This window comes from Phenylobacterium sp. GW821-FHT12F10, from assembly GCF_058806695.1.
Genome location: NZ_JBXAPY010000002.1, coordinates 349,356 through 363,028 on the forward strand (window position 1 = coordinate 349,356; position 13,673 = coordinate 363,028).

Consider the following 13,673-nt stretch of genomic DNA (forward strand, 5'->3'; position numbering starts at 1 on the left):
TTCCGCGCCTCGGGGACGATAAGCCTAGGCATGGACGCCGAGCTGAACATCGCCACCGCCCCCTTCCGCGACGCCCGCTTCGCGCCGCGCCGGCTGGAGATCGAGCGGCGGGACAATGGGGAGATCCTGCTCACCAACCCGACGCCCTTCGCCATGCCCTTCCAGACGACGGCGGAGCCCCTGGCCTTCTGGGCCAAGGCGGCGCCCGACCGGGTCTGGCTGGCCGAGCGGGCGGGAGAGGGCTGGCGGACGATCTCCTACGCCCAGGCCCATGAGGCCGTGCGCCGGCTGGCGGGGGGCCTGCGCGCCCTGGGCGTGACGGACAAGGGGCCGCTGCTGATCCTGGCGCGCAACGGGATCGACCATGCCCTGATCAAGTACGCCGCCATGGGCCAGGGCATGCCGGTCGCCCCGGTGTCGCCCCAGTACGGGCTGCCGGGCGCCAATCTCTCCCGCCTCGCCCACGCCGTCGAGGTGCTCAAGCCCGCGGCCGTGTACACCGAGGACGCCACCCTGTTCGCCGAGGGGCTGGGGGCCGATTGCCTGGCCGGCCTGCCGGTGATCGCCGGCCGCAACGCCCGGCCCGGCGACCTGGCGCTGGAGACCCTGCTGGCCGCCGCGCCCGTCGAGGCGACGGCGCGGCCCGAGGACCACGCCAAGTACCTGCTGACCTCAGGCTCGACGGGTCACCCGAAGGCGGTGATCTACACCCAGCGCGGGATGTGCGTGAACGCCGCCCAGATCACCGCCTGCTTCAAGGACGACGAACCCCCGGTGATCGTCAACGCCGCCCCCTGGAGCCACAGCCTGGGCGCCAACGCGATCCTGCACATGACGGCTCATCGCGGCGGTACGCTCTATGTCGACGCCGGCCAGCCGGTGGCGGGGCGCTTCGCCGAGACGGTGCGGAACCTGACCGAGATCGCGCCCACCTATCACAACATGGTGCCGGCCGGCTGGATGCTGTTCGCCGGCGAACTGGAGCGGAACGAGGCCCTGGCGCGCAACTTCTTCTCCCGGGTCCGGGCGCTGCAATACGGCGGGGCGGCCCTGGGCCAGGCGGTGAACGATCGCATCCAGGCCGTGGCGGTCCGCACGGTCGGCGAGCGCATCACCTTCGGCAGCGGCTATGGGGCGACGGAGACCGGACCGACCGCCGCCAACGTCTCCTGGCATAATGCGCGGATGGGGCTGATGGGCCTGCCCCTGCCCGGCACCTCGGTGAAGCTGGTCCCGGCGGACGGCAAGCTGGAGTTCCGGGTCAAGGGCCCCCAGGTCACCCCCGGCTATCTCGGGAAGCCCGAGCTGTCGGCCCAGAGCTTCGACGCGGAAGGCTTCTACCAGGTGGGCGACGCCGCTCGGTTCATCGACCCGCAGGACCCGCTCCAGGGCATGGCCTTCGATGGCCGTCTGTCGGAGAACTTCAAGCTGGCCAGCGGCACCTTCGTCTCGGTCGGCGAACTCCGCATCGCGGCCGTCTCCGCCGTCGGCGACGCCGTGACCGACGCGGTGGTCTGCGGCGAGGGCCACGAGAGCGTCGGCCTGATGTTCTATCCCAATCCCCACCTCCCTCCGGAGGCCGTGGCCGCCGCCGTGCGCGCCGGCCTGGAGGCCTTCAACGCCAAGGCCAAGGGCGCGGGCGGCAGGATCGCCCGGGCGCTGGTGCTGGACGGTCCGCCGGACGCGGGCGCCGGTGAGATCACCGACAAGGGCTATATCGCCCAGGCCCTGGCGCGCGCGCGCCGCGCCGAATCCGTGAACCGGCTGTTCGCCGATCCCCCTTCCTCCGATGTGATGGTGTTCTGACATGAACGGCGCCGACGCCCTGATCGAGACCCTCGTGGACAACGGCGTGACCGCCTGTTTCGCCAATCCCGGCACCAGCGAGATGCAGTTCGTCGCGGCCCTGGACCGCCAGCCCAGCATGCGACCGGTGCTGTGCCTGTTCGAAGGCGTGGCCACCGGCGCCGCCGACGGCTATGGCCGCATGAGCGACACCCCGGCCTGCACCCTGCTGCACCTGGGGCCCGGCTACGGCAACGGCTTGGCCAACCTGCACAACGCCCGGCGCGCCTACACCCCGATCGTCAACGTGATCGGTGACCACGCCACCTATCACCGGCAGTACGACGCGCCGCTGAACTCCGACATTCCTTCCATCGTGGCGGCCAACTCGGTCTGGGTGAAGTCCGCCGACACCCCCGACAGCGTGGCGGCCATCGCGGCCGAGGCCATCACCGCCAGCTACGGCCCCCCCGGCGGCCCGGTCAGTCTGATCCTGCCCGCCGACTCCGCCTGGCTGGAGACCAAGGTGACCAGGGCCAAGGCCGGCCGCCCCGCGCCGTCGGCCCCCGAGGCCGCCAATGTCGAGGCCGTGGCCAAGGCCATCAAGGCCGCCGCCAAGCCGGTGGTGCTGATCGGCGGCCGCGCCGCCCGGGCCGAGGCCCTGGTCCAGGCCGCCCGCCTGCAGGCCGCGGGCGTCCGGGTCATGGTCGACACCTTCGTCTCCCGCCAGCCGCGGGGGGCGGGGATCTTCGCGCCGGCCCGTATGCAGTACTTCGGCGAGATGGCCCTGGCCGACCTCGCCGGGACCGACCTCATGGTCTATGCCGGCACCACCACGCCGGTGGCCTTCTTCGCCTATCCCGACCGCCCCAGCGTCCTGGTGCCGGAGGGCTGCGCCACCCTGACCCTGGCCGATCGGACCACCGATTCCGTCGCCGCCCTGGCGGCCCTGGCCGATGCGCTGGGCGCTCCGGCCGCCGGTCCCAGCCAGCCGCTGAAGCTGCCCGAGAACGCCCCTACCGGCGGCATGACCCCGCAGAGCGCCGGCGTCTCCATCGCCCGCCACCTGCCCGAGGGGGCGATCATCTGCGACGACTCGGTGACCTCCGGCGGCGGGGTGGCGGTGCCCTGCATGACCGCCCGGCCACATGACGTCCTGGCGCTCACCGGCGGGGCCATCGGCATCGGCATGCCGCTGGCCATCGGGGCGGCCGTCGCCGCGCCGGGGCGCAAGGTGGTGTCGCTGAACGGGGACGGCTCGGCCATGTACACGGTCCAGAGCCTCTGGACGATGGCGCGGGAGAACCTCGACGTCACCGTCGTGGTCTTCGCCAATCACTCCTACCGCATCCTCAACATCGAGATGGGCCGCACCGGCTCGGGCAATCCCGGCCCCTCGGCCTCCAAGCTGCTGGACCTGGGCGACCCCAAGCTCGACTGGGTCTCCATCGCCAAGGGCATGGGCCTGCCCGCCGTCCGCTGCGAGACCGCCGAGCAGTTCGAGACGGCCTTCGCCCGCGCCATGTCCGAGCCGGGCCCCAAGTTCATCGAAGCCGCGATCTAGCCTCTCTTCCGTCCCCGCGACGCGGGGAGGTGAGGGCGCAAAGAAAAAGGCCCGTGGGCGAACCCACGGGCCTCGATCCTGTCGTCCTGATCAGCCGATCAGGTGTTGCCGGGCAGCTTGCAGTCCTTGGAGAAGGCGCAGCCGATGACGCCCACGGGGGCCAGCGGCGACGGCGCGTATTCCAGGATGTAGCCCTTCAGGCCGTCGGAGCAGCCGACTTCCAGATAGCCCGTGCCCTTGGTGGTCTTGCCGATGTAGCGGGTGGCCGAGACCGTGCACTCGTTCTTGCCCATCTTGCGCAGATCGGCGGTCACCAGCGGGAAGGCCCCGTCAGGCTTGGTGAAGGAGCAGCGATAGCCAGCCACCGGGGCGCGGGCGCAGTCGTAGACCTGCGGCTTCACGCCGGGGCCGCCGAAGACGCCGACACCGCCGGAGCCGTTCGTGCAGGCCATCTCCACCACGTCCAGACCGGCGGGCGAGGGGAAGGGGGCGTACTTGGAGACTTCGCAGTCGAAGGCCGCGGTCTTGGCCAGCTTGGTGTAGAGGCCGGCCTGGGCGGTCTCGGCTTCCTTGGCGTCGGTCAGCTCGCAGCCGCCCATCACCATGGAGGCCTTCTCGCAGGGATAGGTCTGGACCAGCTGGCCCTTCTCCACCTTGTAGAGGTAGCCCTTACCGTCGGCGCAGGAGGTCTCGTAGAACATGGCGCCGGCCTGCGACATACCGGCGTAGCGACGGTCCTTCACGGCGCAGCCGTTCTTGGAGGCGGTCACCAGGGTGTCGACGATGGCCATGCGGTAGGCCTTGTCGTGCAGGGTGCACTTAATGTTGCTGTTGCTGTCGTCGTACAGCAGGCAGTTGTTGGCCTCGACCTTCTTGGCCTCGTCGGCCGGGGCGCTGGTCTGCAGGACGTAGCCGTCGCCGCCGGTGCAAGAGATTTCGAGGAAGGTCGAGGTGGCGCTCTGGCCGATGCCGCGCACCTGATCGGGGGTGCAGGCGATGCCGGCCTTGGCGATGTAGCCGGCCAGGTCGGACTTGGGATCGGCGTTGCCCGGCAGCTTGCAGGGCAGGCTGGAGGGCTTGCCGTCCGGGGTCGGGCTGTTGGCTTCCACGCAGGTGAAGGCGGTGGGCTTGGCGCCGGTCACGGCCGACAGGATGAAGCCGAGGCCCTTGTCGCAGTCGATCTCGTAATAGCTGGTCTCGGTCTTGGCCTTCTTGTCGCTCATCTTGCCGACGAAGCGGGCGTCGGTGACCTTGCAGGCGATGCCGGCGGCGGCGGCCACGGCCGGCGCCTCGGCCATGCCCTGGGTGCGGGAGGCGGCGGTGACTTCCTCAACCGGCTTCTTGGCCGCCATAACGACGGCGGCGGGCGCCATCACCGCGACAAACAGGGCCGCGGCGAGCCCGATTCCGAATGACCTCATGGTCGTAATCTCTCCTGGGGGTAGTTCCTCTGGGCGGACTTAAGCGCCCCTGCGTCCTTCAAATCAAGTTTGGCGTGAACGGCGTCTGAACTGAGCTGCACAAGACCGTATTGCGGTTTGATAGAGATCACCTGTGGCGCGACAATGGCGGAACACGGGTTGGAGTTTTGGGGCGATGCGGGACGGATTCGAAGAGGCGGTGGTCGACCATCCGCGCCCCAGGCTGGTCTATCCCTTCGAGCGGGGCCCCAAGACCGGCGAGGCCCTGGACGTGGCGCCCGGGGTGAAGTGGCTGCGGATGCCGCTGGGCGGATCCCTGGCCTTCATCAATGTCTGGGCCATCCGCGAGGGCGCCGGCTGGGCCATCGTCGACACCGGCATGGGCGGGCCCGAGACCATGGAGGCCTGGCGCGAGGCCTTCGCCAAGTCCCTGGGCGGCCTGCCGGTGACGCGGGTCTTCGTCACCCACATGCATCCCGACCATATCGGCATGGCCGGCTGGCTGACGCGGAAGTTCGACGTCCGGCTGTGGATCACCCGGCTGGAGTTCCTGATGTGCCACAACCTGGCGGCCGACACCGGCCGCGAGGCGCCGGAGGACGCCCTGCGCTTCTATCGCGGCGCCGGCTGGACCGAGGAGCAGATCGAGACCTACCGCGCCCGGTTCGGCGGCTTCGGCAAGGGGCTGCACGCCCTGCCGGCCAGCTTCCAGCGGCTGTCGGACGGCGACGAAATCCAGATCGGCGACCATGGCTGGAAGGTCGTGGTGGGCTCGGGCCATTCGCCGGAGCACGCCTGCCTCTACTGCCCGGAGCTGAAGCTGCTGATCAGCGGCGACCAGGTGCTGCCCAAGATCTCCTCCAACGTCTCGGTCTTTCCCACCGAGCCCGGCGGCGATCCCCTGACCGACTGGCTGACCTCGCTGGCGCGGATCAAGACCCAGGTGCCCAACGACGTCCTGGTCCTGCCCGCGCACAACGATCCGTTCCACGGCCTGCACGCCCGCATCGACCACCTGATCGGCGGCCACGAGCGGGGGCTGGCGCGGCTTGCGGCGCTTATCGCCGAGCCGAAGCGGTCGGTGGACGTCTTCCATGTCCTGTTCCGCCGGAAGATCGACGAGTGGGTCCTGGGCATGGCCACCGGCGAGAGCCTGGCTCATCTCAACTGCCTGATCACCCGGGGTCAGGCGGTCAAGGAGACCGACCCCCAGGGCGTGGACTGGTACCGGGTCGCCTGATCCGGGAAAGAAATCGTGGCGCGCCGCTGGCGCCCCCTGCGCGGCGGTATAATATACGACGTAAGAAATTAGGGAGTGGGACGATGAGCGAGCATGTCTTGAGCGAGAAGTCGGGCGGGGTCCTGACCCTGACCCTCAACCGGCCGGAGAAGAAGAACGCCCTGACCCGGGCCATGTACCAGGCCCTCGGCGACGCCATCGACCAGGCGGAGTTCGATCGCGAGGTCCGCTGCGTGCTGATCCAGGCCAATGGCGACATGTTCACCGCCGGCAACGACCTGACCGACTTCGCCGCCGTCAACGCCGGCGACTCCAGCGCCAACGAGGCCCGCCGCGAGGGCAATCCCCTGCTGGCCGCCCTGGCGCGCGCCAAGACCCCGCTGGTGGCCGCCGTGAACGGCCGCGCGGTGGGGGTGGGCGTCACCATGCTGCTGCACTGCGACCTGGTCTTCGTCTCCGAGGACACCCTGCTCACCACCCCCTTCGTGAACCTGGCCCTGGTGCCGGAGGCGGCCTCCAGCCTGACCCTGCCGGCCCGCATCGGCCATGCCCGGGCCTTCTCCATGTTCGTGCTCGGCGAAGCCGTCGATGCGAAGAAGGCGGTGGACTGGGGCATCGCCAACGCCGCGGTCCCCGCCGACCAGCTTCGGGCCCGCGCTCGGGCCGCCGCCGACGCCGTGGCCGCCCGCCCGCCGGCCGCGGTGACCATCACCAAGGCCCTGATGCGCGACGCCGAGGCCATCGCCAACCGGATGGACGAAGAGGGCCGCCACTTCGCCGCCCAGCTCAAGTCGCCGGAGGCCAAGGAGGCCTTCGCCGCCTTCGCGCAGAAGCGCGCGCCCGACTTCGCCAAGGTGGGCTAGATGGCCCGGATCACCGCGGGCCTTTCCCCCTTCACCGACGCCGCCGAGATCGCCGAGGACCACGACCTGACCGGCCGGACGGCCATCGTCACCGGCGGCGCCACCGGCATCGGTATCGAAACCGCCAGGGCGCTCGCCGCCGCCGGCGCCGAGGTCACGATCGCCGTCCGCAACCGCGAGGCCGGCGAGAAGGCCGCCGCCCAGATCAACGCCGACATCGGCGCCGAGCGGGCCAGGGTGGGGATGATCGACCTCTCCAGCCTGGGCTCGGTGGCCGCCTTCGTCAGCGCCTGGGGCGACGCGCCGCTGAACATGCTGATCAACAACGCAGGCGTCATGGCCTGCCCGCAGACCTACACCGCCGACGATCTGGAGATGCAGATCGGGACCAACCACTTCGGCCACTTCCTGCTCGGCGTCGGCCTGGCCCGCGCCCTGATGAACGGGGCCGAGGAGGGGCGCGCGGCGCGCCTGGTCTCGCTCTCCTCAATCGGCCACCGCCGGAGCGGCATCAACTGGGACGACCCCCATTACCGCACCCGGCCCTATGACAAGTGGGAGTCCTACGGCCAGTCCAAGACCGCCAATTCCCTGTTCGCCGTGGGCTTCCACAGGCGCTTCGCCGACCTGGGGATCACCGCCAACGCCGTGATGCCGGGCGGGATCATGACCCCCCTGCAGCGTCACCTGCCCCGCGAGGAGATGATCGCCATGGGCTGGATGAACGATGAGGGCGTCATCGCCCAGGGCTTCAAGACCCCGGCCCAGGGCGCGTCCACCAGCGTCTGGGCGGCCATCGGGGATGAACTCGAGGGCGTCGGCGGCCTCTATCTGGAAAATCTCAGCCAAGCCCTGCCCTGGGGCGAGGAGCCCAATGCCGGAGTCATGGCCCACGCCCTCGACCCCGAGGGCGCCGAGCGCCTCTGGGCCCTGTCGGAAGAAACCACCGGAGTGAAACTATGAGCCTGCAAGGCAAGACCCTCTTCGTCACCGGCGCCAGCCGCGGCATCGGCCTGGCCATCGCGCTCCGTGCCGCCCGCGACGGGGCCAACATCGCCATCGCCGCCAAGACCGCCGAGCCGCACAAACACCTGCCCGGCACCATCTATTCGGCCGCCAAGGAGATCGAGGCGGCCGGGGGCAAGGCCCTGCCCCTGATCGTCGACGTCCGCGACGAGGCCAGCGTCTACGAGGCGGTGGAGAAGACCGTGGCGGCTTTCGGCGGCATCGACATCTGCGTCAACAACGCCTCGGCCATCCAGCTCACGGGCACCCTGCAGACCGACATGAAGCGCTACGACCTGATGAACCAGGTCAATGCTCGGGGCACCTTCCTGACCTCCAAGGCCTGCATTCCACACCTGAAGAATTCGGCCAACCCCCACGTCCTGATGCTGTCGCCGCCCCTGGACATGAGCCCGCGCTGGTTCGAGGGCCACGTGGCCTACACCATGGCCAAGTTCGGCATGAGCATGTGCGTCCTGGGCATGGCCGCGGAGTTCAAGGCCGACGGCATCGCCTTCAACGCGCTGTGGCCCCGCACGGGCATCGCCACGGCCGCCATCCAGTTCGCCCTGGCCGGGGAGGAGGGCATGAAGTCCTGCCGCACCGTCGACATCATGGCCGACGCCGCCCATGCCATCTTCGAGAAGCCGGCCCGCGAGTTCAGCGGCAACTTCCTGATCGACGACAGCTTCCTCTATGCGGAAGGCGAGCGTGACTTCGACAAGTACCGGGTCGATCCCACCACCAAGCTGATGCCCGACTTCTTCGTCCCGGCGGACTCCGTCCCGCCGCCCGGCGTGGTCATCGGCTAGGCTTACGCTTCGGCTTCGACTTGGCGCGGGCGGCGGCCTCCAGGCCCTTGCCCGCCCAGGCGGCCAGCAGGTCGGGGTCCTCCAGAGCGTCGAGGGGCGCCGACCAGTAGCTCATGGCCTTGTCGCCGCCGAAGGGTTTGAAGGGTTCGCAGCCGGCGGACTCGAAGTCGGCGCGGTTGGCGTCGTCGACCTTGAGATAGAGGGTGTCCTCGGCGATCAGGGCGAAGAACAGCTCGTGGCGGGACAGGCCCACGCCGCCGAACATCCGCCGGTGGGTGATCCCGCCGAGCGGCTGGAGCTGCTCGAGGATGTAGTCGACAAATTCCGGTGAGACCGCCATGCGCTCCTCGCCAAGCCAGAGGACATGTTAGCCGTGACCGTCACCGTCCGTCCCGCCGTTCCCGCCGACGCCCCCACCGTCTTCGGCTTCATCCGGGCGCTCGCCGAGTACGAAAAGCTGCTGCACGAGGTGGAGGCCAGCCAGGACGACATCGCCGGCCACCTGTTCGGGGCCAATCCGCGCCTGTTCTGCGACATCGCCGAGAGCGACGGCGCGCCGGTGGGGTTCGCCATCTGGTTCTACAACTACTCCACCTTCCGCGGCCGGCACGGGATCTATCTGGAGGACCTGTTCGTGGTCCCGGAGGCCCGCGGCCTGGGGGCCGGCAAGGCCCTGCTGCGGGCCCTGGCCCGGCGGTGCGAGACCGAGGGCCTGGCGCGGCTGGAATGGGCGGTGCTCAACTGGAACGAACCCGCCATCGCCTTCTATGACAGCCTGGGAGCCGCGGCGCAGACCGAGTGGACCGTGCGTCGCCTGACCGACGCGGCGCTGAGCAAGTTGGCGCGGGGCGACTAGACCTTGATGTCGATGATCGCCGGGGCGTCCTTGCCGCCCTGGTTCGATTTTGCCTGGTGCTCGAGCACGCCCAGCATCGCCTCCTTGATGCGCCGGGCGATCTCCTCCTCGATGGAGGTCTCTGTGGCGGCCCGCTGCTTGGGGTCGAGCCTGGCCAGGTCGCCCTCGCTGGTTCCGCGGGCGGCCAGGACCTGGGCGCGAATCTTCTCCTTCAGCTTCTCGAGCTGCTGCTCCTTGGCCCATTGGTAGATCCCCTTGTCGCGGATCGCCTCAAGGGTGGCCTTGTCCTTGGCCTTGGCGGCGGCGGCCTTCGCCGCGGCGATCTCGGCGGCGCTGGCGGGCTTGTCGGTGGGCGCCGCGGCCCCGCCGGGCAGGAGGGCGGCGAGGGGTGAGGATTGGCCGATGGCTGAAATGGACATGCGAACCTCCGCTCTAGCGGTTAAGGTTACGCAAGTTCCGGGCCACCAAGAGCCCAGCCAGGGAGAGGTCCATGAGCGCCCCACCGAAGACGGTCCTGGTGGCCACGCCCGAGGAGGAGGCCGCCATCCGCCAGGCCGTGCGGACCGCCCAGCCGGGCTCCCCCGACAGCGTCCTGGCCGGGCCCGAACATGTGCCGGGCCTGGTGGCCCTCCTCAGCGATCCGGCGGTCTCCGGCCCCATCTACGACCTGCCCAGGCCCATCAACGCCGAGACGGTGGGCGCCTGGGTCGCCGAGGCCGAGGACTTGCGCCAGAAGGGGGAGGCGATCCTGTTCGTCTCCCTGGACCCGGCTGGCGAGGTGGCCGGCTATTCCCGCTTCTCGGTCTGGCCCGACCGGTCCTCGGCGGAGATCGTCGGGGGCCGCCGCGCGGATCTGCAGAGCCGGGGCCAGGGCAGTTCCGGCGCGGCGCGGTCCTTCGGCTGGATGTTCGAGGCCCTGGGGGTGCGGTTGGTGGGCCTGACCGCGGCCCTGGACAATGTCCGCTCGGCCCGGGTGATCGAGGCCGCCGGTTTCGTGCGCATGGGGGAGCGCGACAGCGTGCGTCCCGATGGGACCATCCGCCGCTCCCTCTACTGGGAGATGACCCGCGACCAGTGGCGGGCCCTGCACGGGACATGAAAAAGACCCCGGCCTCGCGGCCGGGGTCCTGATCGTCGTGTCGGAACGTCCGCGCTTAGGAGGCGGGCGCCGTGGCCGGGGCCGCGCCTTGGCTCGCCAGCGGCGGGCGGGTGACCGGGTAGAACTTCGGCGCCATCGCGGGGATGGCTTCCTTGATGATGCTGTCGACAGTCCAGCCCTCTTCCTTGGTCACGGTCTCGATGGGCCGCGGCTGCGAATAGAGGGTGATGGTCTCGCCCGAGGAGCCGAAGATCTGGCCCGAGACGCTGGCGGCGGCCGGGGTGATCATGGCCACGGAGAAGCGGGCCGGCTGGTCGGCGCGGATCTTCTCGGCCATCACGGCGCGGCGGGCGGCGGCGGCTTCATCCTTCACCGGCACCGACTGGGTCATGCGGGTCCAGGCGACCGGGGCCACGCAGTTGGAGCGCACGTTGTTGCGGGCGCCTTCCATGGCGATGATGCGCGACAGGCCGGCGATGCCCATCTTGGCCGCGCCGTAATTGGCCTGGCCGATGTTGCCCAGCAGGCCCGAGGTCGAGGTGAAGAACATGTAGGCGCCGTCGTTCTGCTCGCGGAACAGCTCGATGGTGGCGCGGGCCACGTTGAAGGAGCCGCGCATGTGGACGGCGATGACGGAGTCCCATTCGGCCTCGGTCATCTTGTGGAACATCACGTCCCGCAGGATCCCGGCCGGATTGATCACGGCGTGCAGACCGCCGAATTCCTTCTTGGCCTGTTCGACCATGCCGTAGACGGCGTCGAGGTCGGTGACGCTGTCGGAGTTGGAAACCGCTTCACCGCCCGCGGCGCGGATTTCCTGGGCGACGGATTCAGCCGGACCGGCCGAACCTTCGTCCTCGCCCTTCAGCCCACCGCCCAGATCGTTGACGACAACCTTCGCGCCTTCCTGCGCGGCGATCAGAGCGCAATCGCGGCCGATACCGTTGCCGCCGCCCGTAACAAGAACAACTTTGCCTGAAAGAGCACCCATGAACCAATCTCCCTGAAATATTAATTCGGGAACTGTTATTCGAGCCGGTCAGCCTTGCGCAAGTCTGGAAACAGTTTCGCCCAGAGGCCGGTGACGATCAAAGCCCCGACCCCGCCGAAGATCGCGCCGCCCACCGGGCCGAAGAACCGGGCCACGACGCCGCTCTCGAACTCCCCCAATTCGTTGGACGCCCCGATGAACAGGGAGGAGACCGCCGCCACCCGACCGCGCATGTGATCGGGGGTGACGATCTGCACCAGGGTCTGGCGGACATAGACGCTGAGCATGTCGGCGCCCCCCAGGACGGCGAGCGCCGCCACCGACAGGGGCAAGGACTTCGACAGGCCAAAGACGATGGTGGCCGCCCCGAACACCGCCACCCCGGCGAACATGGTGATCCCCGCGTTCTGACGGATCGGCCGGCTGGCCAGGATCACGGCCACCAGGGTGGCGCCGATGGCCGGGCCCGCCCGCAGGATTCCGAAGCCGCTGGGGCCGACGTGCAGCACGTCGCGGGCGAACACCGGCAGCAGGGCCGTGGCGCCCCCCAGCAGGACGGCGAACAGGTCGAGGGAGATGGCCCCGAAAACGATCTTGTTGGTCCAGGTGTAGACCAGCCCCTCCTTGATCAGGGCCCAGCGGGAGCCGGCCTGGACGATGGGCTGGGTCACCCCGCGGATCAGGAAGACGCAAAGAAAGGCCAGGACGTAGAGGACGGTGGTCACCGAATAGGACAGGCCCGTGGAGTGGGCCAGCAGCAGGCCCCCCACCGCCGGCCCCAGGATCGAGCCCCCCTGCCATGCGAGCGAATTCCAGGCGATGGCCCGCGGCAGCAGGCTTCGGGGCACCAGCATGGGGCCTAGCGCGGTGGAGGAGGGGCCCATGAAGGCGCGGCTGGCCCCGAACAGGGCCGAGAGCAGCAGCAGCAGGGGAATGCTGGCGAAGTGGTAGATGGAGGCCAGCGCCAGGGTGAGCGCCGTGGCGATCTCGCCCACATAGCAGATCAGCAGCACCTTGCGCCGGTCGTGGCGGTCGGCGGTCTCACCGGCGAAGGGGGAGAGGAACAGCACCGGCACGAAGGCCGCCAGGCCGATCAGCCCGACATAGAAGGCCGACTGCTTCACATCCATGGTCTCGCGGGCCACGGCGTACATCTGCCAGCCCAGGGCCACGCTCTGGATCTGCACCCCCAGGGTGGCGGCCACGCGGGCGGTCCAGAACAGCATGAAGTCGCGGCGCTTGATCAGCTCGCGGATGGTCGTGGGTTCGGGCGCGCCGTCGGAGGGAGTCGTTGTCATGGGCGGGCGACCTTGCGGCGCCGCGCCCCACCCCGCAACGCGTGATTGACGTCGGCGGCGCATGGCCCTATCGCCGCGTCGCGTTGAACCCTTTTCCGGGCCGAGGTCATGCGACGACTGCGACGAACCGGGCGCGCCCGCCGCGCCGAATAGAACCGCCCGCCGGCCGGCGCATTCGTGCGTGGCGGCGAGATCGCCGCTCATCGCACAAGACCAGACGCCCATGACCCTTCCCGCCGCCAAGGCGCCGACCCTCAAGCTCGAACAACCCCAGGACGGTCCCGCCGTGGACGCCCTGCTGGACCACGCCTTCGGGCCCGGACGCTACACCAAGGTCTCCGAGCGCGTCCGCGAGGTGGCCGAGTTCCGCCCCGACCTGTCCTTCTGCGCCTGGGACGGCGGTCGGCTGGTGGGCTGCGTGCGCATGACCCGCGTGCGCATCGGCGCCGACGAGGCCGTCTTCCTCGGGCCCTTGGCGGTCCAGGCCGAGGTCCGCAAGTACGGGACCGGCGGCCTGCTGGTGCAGCGGGCCTGCGAGGCGGCCCAGGCCGCGGGCTTCGCCGCGGTGCTGCTTGTGGGGGACGAACCCTATTTCAGCCGCTTCGGCTTCTCGGCCGCGCCGGCCAGGGATGTGCGCCTGCCCGGACCCGTGGATCAGCGCCGGGTGCTGGTCCGGGCCCTGCGCGAAGGCGGGGCCGAGGGGCTGGCGGGGCTGGTCGGCGCGCCGCTTCCCTAGCGT

The 13,673-nt window shown here is 69.9% G+C and carries 14 protein-coding genes; 9 read left to right on the forward strand and 5 right to left on the reverse strand.

Annotation, left to right across the window (positions count from 1 at the left end; all coding sequences use genetic code 11):
• Window positions 1-30 precede the first annotated feature (30 nt).
• Both AC1RN5_RS14080 and AC1RN5_RS14085 read left to right on the forward strand, forming a co-directional pair.
• A complete protein-coding gene (locus tag AC1RN5_RS14080; protein ID WP_493041775.1) occupies window positions 31-1,806 on the forward strand; it encodes a feruloyl-CoA synthase in 1,776 nt (591 codons plus the stop codon).
• 1 nt (window position 1,807) lies between these two features.
• Window positions 1,808-3,349 carry an acetolactate synthase large subunit gene (locus AC1RN5_RS14085; protein ID WP_493041776.1) on the forward strand — a complete coding sequence of 514 codons (1,542 nt, stop codon included), beginning with the start codon at window positions 1,808-1,810 and terminating at the stop codon, window positions 3,347-3,349.
• Between the two features lie 98 nt (window positions 3,350-3,447).
• Here the strand turns inward: AC1RN5_RS14085 and AC1RN5_RS14090 are convergent, their stop codons facing one another.
• Window positions 3,448-4,770 (reverse strand): hypothetical protein, encoded by a 1,323-nt coding sequence (locus tag AC1RN5_RS14090; RefSeq protein ID WP_493041777.1) that lies wholly within the window; start codon window positions 4,768-4,770, stop codon window positions 3,448-3,450.
• A 175-nt stretch (window positions 4,771-4,945) separates the two neighbouring features.
• On the opposite strand from AC1RN5_RS14090, the gene AC1RN5_RS14095 reads away from it, so the two are divergent.
• From AC1RN5_RS14095 to AC1RN5_RS14110, 4 genes are all read left to right on the forward strand, one after another.
• On the forward strand, window positions 4,946-6,010 hold the full coding sequence (locus tag AC1RN5_RS14095) for an MBL fold metallo-hydrolase (protein WP_493041778.1): 1,065 nt from the start codon (window positions 4,946-4,948) through the stop codon (window positions 6,008-6,010).
• Between the two features lie 83 nt (window positions 6,011-6,093).
• Complete coding sequence (locus AC1RN5_RS14100; protein ID WP_493041779.1) at window positions 6,094-6,873, forward strand: enoyl-CoA hydratase-related protein; 780 nt, start codon at window positions 6,094-6,096, stop codon at window positions 6,871-6,873.
• Window positions 6,874-7,836: an oxidoreductase gene (locus AC1RN5_RS14105; RefSeq protein ID WP_493041780.1), complete on the forward strand. Its 963-nt coding sequence runs from the start codon at window positions 6,874-6,876 to the stop codon at window positions 7,834-7,836.
• Window positions 7,833-8,690 (forward strand): SDR family oxidoreductase, encoded by an 858-nt coding sequence (locus AC1RN5_RS14110; RefSeq protein ID WP_493041781.1) that lies wholly within the window; start codon window positions 7,833-7,835, stop codon window positions 8,688-8,690. Before AC1RN5_RS14105 ends, AC1RN5_RS14110 begins: the two co-directional genes overlap by 4 nt.
• On the opposite strand, the gene AC1RN5_RS14115 is transcribed toward AC1RN5_RS14110, so the two are convergent.
• Window positions 8,680-9,030 carry a TfoX/Sxy family protein gene (locus tag AC1RN5_RS14115; RefSeq protein WP_493041782.1) on the reverse strand — a complete coding sequence of 117 codons (351 nt, stop codon included), beginning with the start codon at window positions 9,028-9,030 and terminating at the stop codon, window positions 8,680-8,682. The genes AC1RN5_RS14110 and AC1RN5_RS14115 overlap by 11 nt on opposite strands.
• A gap of 33 nt (window positions 9,031-9,063) precedes the next feature.
• Between AC1RN5_RS14115 and AC1RN5_RS14120 the strand changes: the two genes are divergently transcribed.
• On the forward strand, window positions 9,064-9,546 hold the full coding sequence (locus AC1RN5_RS14120) for a GNAT family N-acetyltransferase (RefSeq protein WP_493041783.1): 483 nt from the start codon (window positions 9,064-9,066) through the stop codon (window positions 9,544-9,546).
• On the opposite strand, the gene AC1RN5_RS14125 is transcribed toward AC1RN5_RS14120, so the two are convergent.
• Window positions 9,543-9,965, reverse strand: coding sequence for a hypothetical protein (locus AC1RN5_RS14125; RefSeq protein ID WP_493041784.1), 423 nt, complete (start codon window positions 9,963-9,965; stop codon window positions 9,543-9,545). The two genes, AC1RN5_RS14120 and AC1RN5_RS14125, sit on opposite strands and share 4 nt — an antisense overlap.
• Before the next feature lie 71 nt (window positions 9,966-10,036).
• Here AC1RN5_RS14125 and AC1RN5_RS14130 point away from each other — a divergent pair, with 71 nt between their 5' ends.
• On the forward strand, window positions 10,037-10,645 hold the full coding sequence (locus AC1RN5_RS14130; protein ID WP_493041785.1) for a GNAT family N-acetyltransferase: 609 nt from the start codon (window positions 10,037-10,039) through the stop codon (window positions 10,643-10,645).
• A 55-nt stretch (window positions 10,646-10,700) separates the two neighbouring features.
• Here the strand turns inward: AC1RN5_RS14130 and AC1RN5_RS14135 are convergent, their stop codons facing one another.
• Window positions 10,701-11,636 (reverse strand): SDR family NAD(P)-dependent oxidoreductase, encoded by a 936-nt coding sequence (locus AC1RN5_RS14135; RefSeq protein WP_421934668.1) that lies wholly within the window; start codon window positions 11,634-11,636, stop codon window positions 10,701-10,703.
• Between the two features lie 35 nt (window positions 11,637-11,671).
• Window positions 11,672-12,934: an MFS transporter gene (locus tag AC1RN5_RS14140; RefSeq protein WP_493041786.1), complete on the reverse strand. Its 1,263-nt coding sequence runs from the start codon at window positions 12,932-12,934 to the stop codon at window positions 11,672-11,674.
• Between the two features lie 223 nt (window positions 12,935-13,157).
• Here AC1RN5_RS14140 and AC1RN5_RS14145 point away from each other — a divergent pair, with 223 nt between their 5' ends.
• The gene (locus AC1RN5_RS14145; RefSeq protein WP_493041787.1) at window positions 13,158-13,670 is read left to right on the forward strand and encodes a GNAT family N-acetyltransferase; all 513 of its coding nucleotides are present in this window, start codon (window positions 13,158-13,160) and stop codon (window positions 13,668-13,670) included.
• Window positions 13,671-13,673 lie beyond the last annotated feature (3 nt).

What these genes read in the sequence shown, in the direction of transcription:
- AC1RN5_RS14100 (WP_493041779.1), top strand. Translation starts at nt 6,094, where the DNA reads ATGAGCGAGCATGTCTTGAGCGAGAAGTCGGGCGGGGTCCTGACCCTG.
- AC1RN5_RS14135 (WP_421934668.1), bottom strand. Translation starts at nt 11,636, where the DNA reads ATGGGTGCTCTTTCAGGCAAAGTTGTTCTTGTTACGGGCGGCGGCAAC.
- AC1RN5_RS14145 (WP_493041787.1), top strand. Translation starts at nt 13,158, where the DNA reads ATGACCCTTCCCGCCGCCAAGGCGCCGACCCTCAAGCTCGAACAACCC.
- AC1RN5_RS14130 (WP_493041785.1), top strand. Translation starts at nt 10,037, where the DNA reads ATGAGCGCCCCACCGAAGACGGTCCTGGTGGCCACGCCCGAGGAGGAG.
- AC1RN5_RS14125 (WP_493041784.1), bottom strand. Translation starts at nt 9,965, where the DNA reads ATGTCCATTTCAGCCATCGGCCAATCCTCACCCCTCGCCGCCCTCCTG.
- AC1RN5_RS14115 (WP_493041782.1), bottom strand. Translation starts at nt 9,030, where the DNA reads ATGGCGGTCTCACCGGAATTTGTCGACTACATCCTCGAGCAGCTCCAG.
- AC1RN5_RS14085 (WP_493041776.1), top strand. Translation starts at nt 1,808, where the DNA reads ATGAACGGCGCCGACGCCCTGATCGAGACCCTCGTGGACAACGGCGTG.
- AC1RN5_RS14080 (WP_493041775.1), top strand. Translation starts at nt 31, where the DNA reads ATGGACGCCGAGCTGAACATCGCCACCGCCCCCTTCCGCGACGCCCGC.
- AC1RN5_RS14095 (WP_493041778.1), top strand. Translation starts at nt 4,946, where the DNA reads ATGCGGGACGGATTCGAAGAGGCGGTGGTCGACCATCCGCGCCCCAGG.
- AC1RN5_RS14105 (WP_493041780.1), top strand. Translation starts at nt 6,874, where the DNA reads ATGGCCCGGATCACCGCGGGCCTTTCCCCCTTCACCGACGCCGCCGAG.
- AC1RN5_RS14110 (WP_493041781.1), top strand. Translation starts at nt 7,833, where the DNA reads ATGAGCCTGCAAGGCAAGACCCTCTTCGTCACCGGCGCCAGCCGCGGC.
- AC1RN5_RS14090 (WP_493041777.1), bottom strand. Translation starts at nt 4,770, where the DNA reads ATGAGGTCATTCGGAATCGGGCTCGCCGCGGCCCTGTTTGTCGCGGTG.
- AC1RN5_RS14140 (WP_493041786.1), bottom strand. Translation starts at nt 12,934, where the DNA reads ATGACAACGACTCCCTCCGACGGCGCGCCCGAACCCACGACCATCCGC.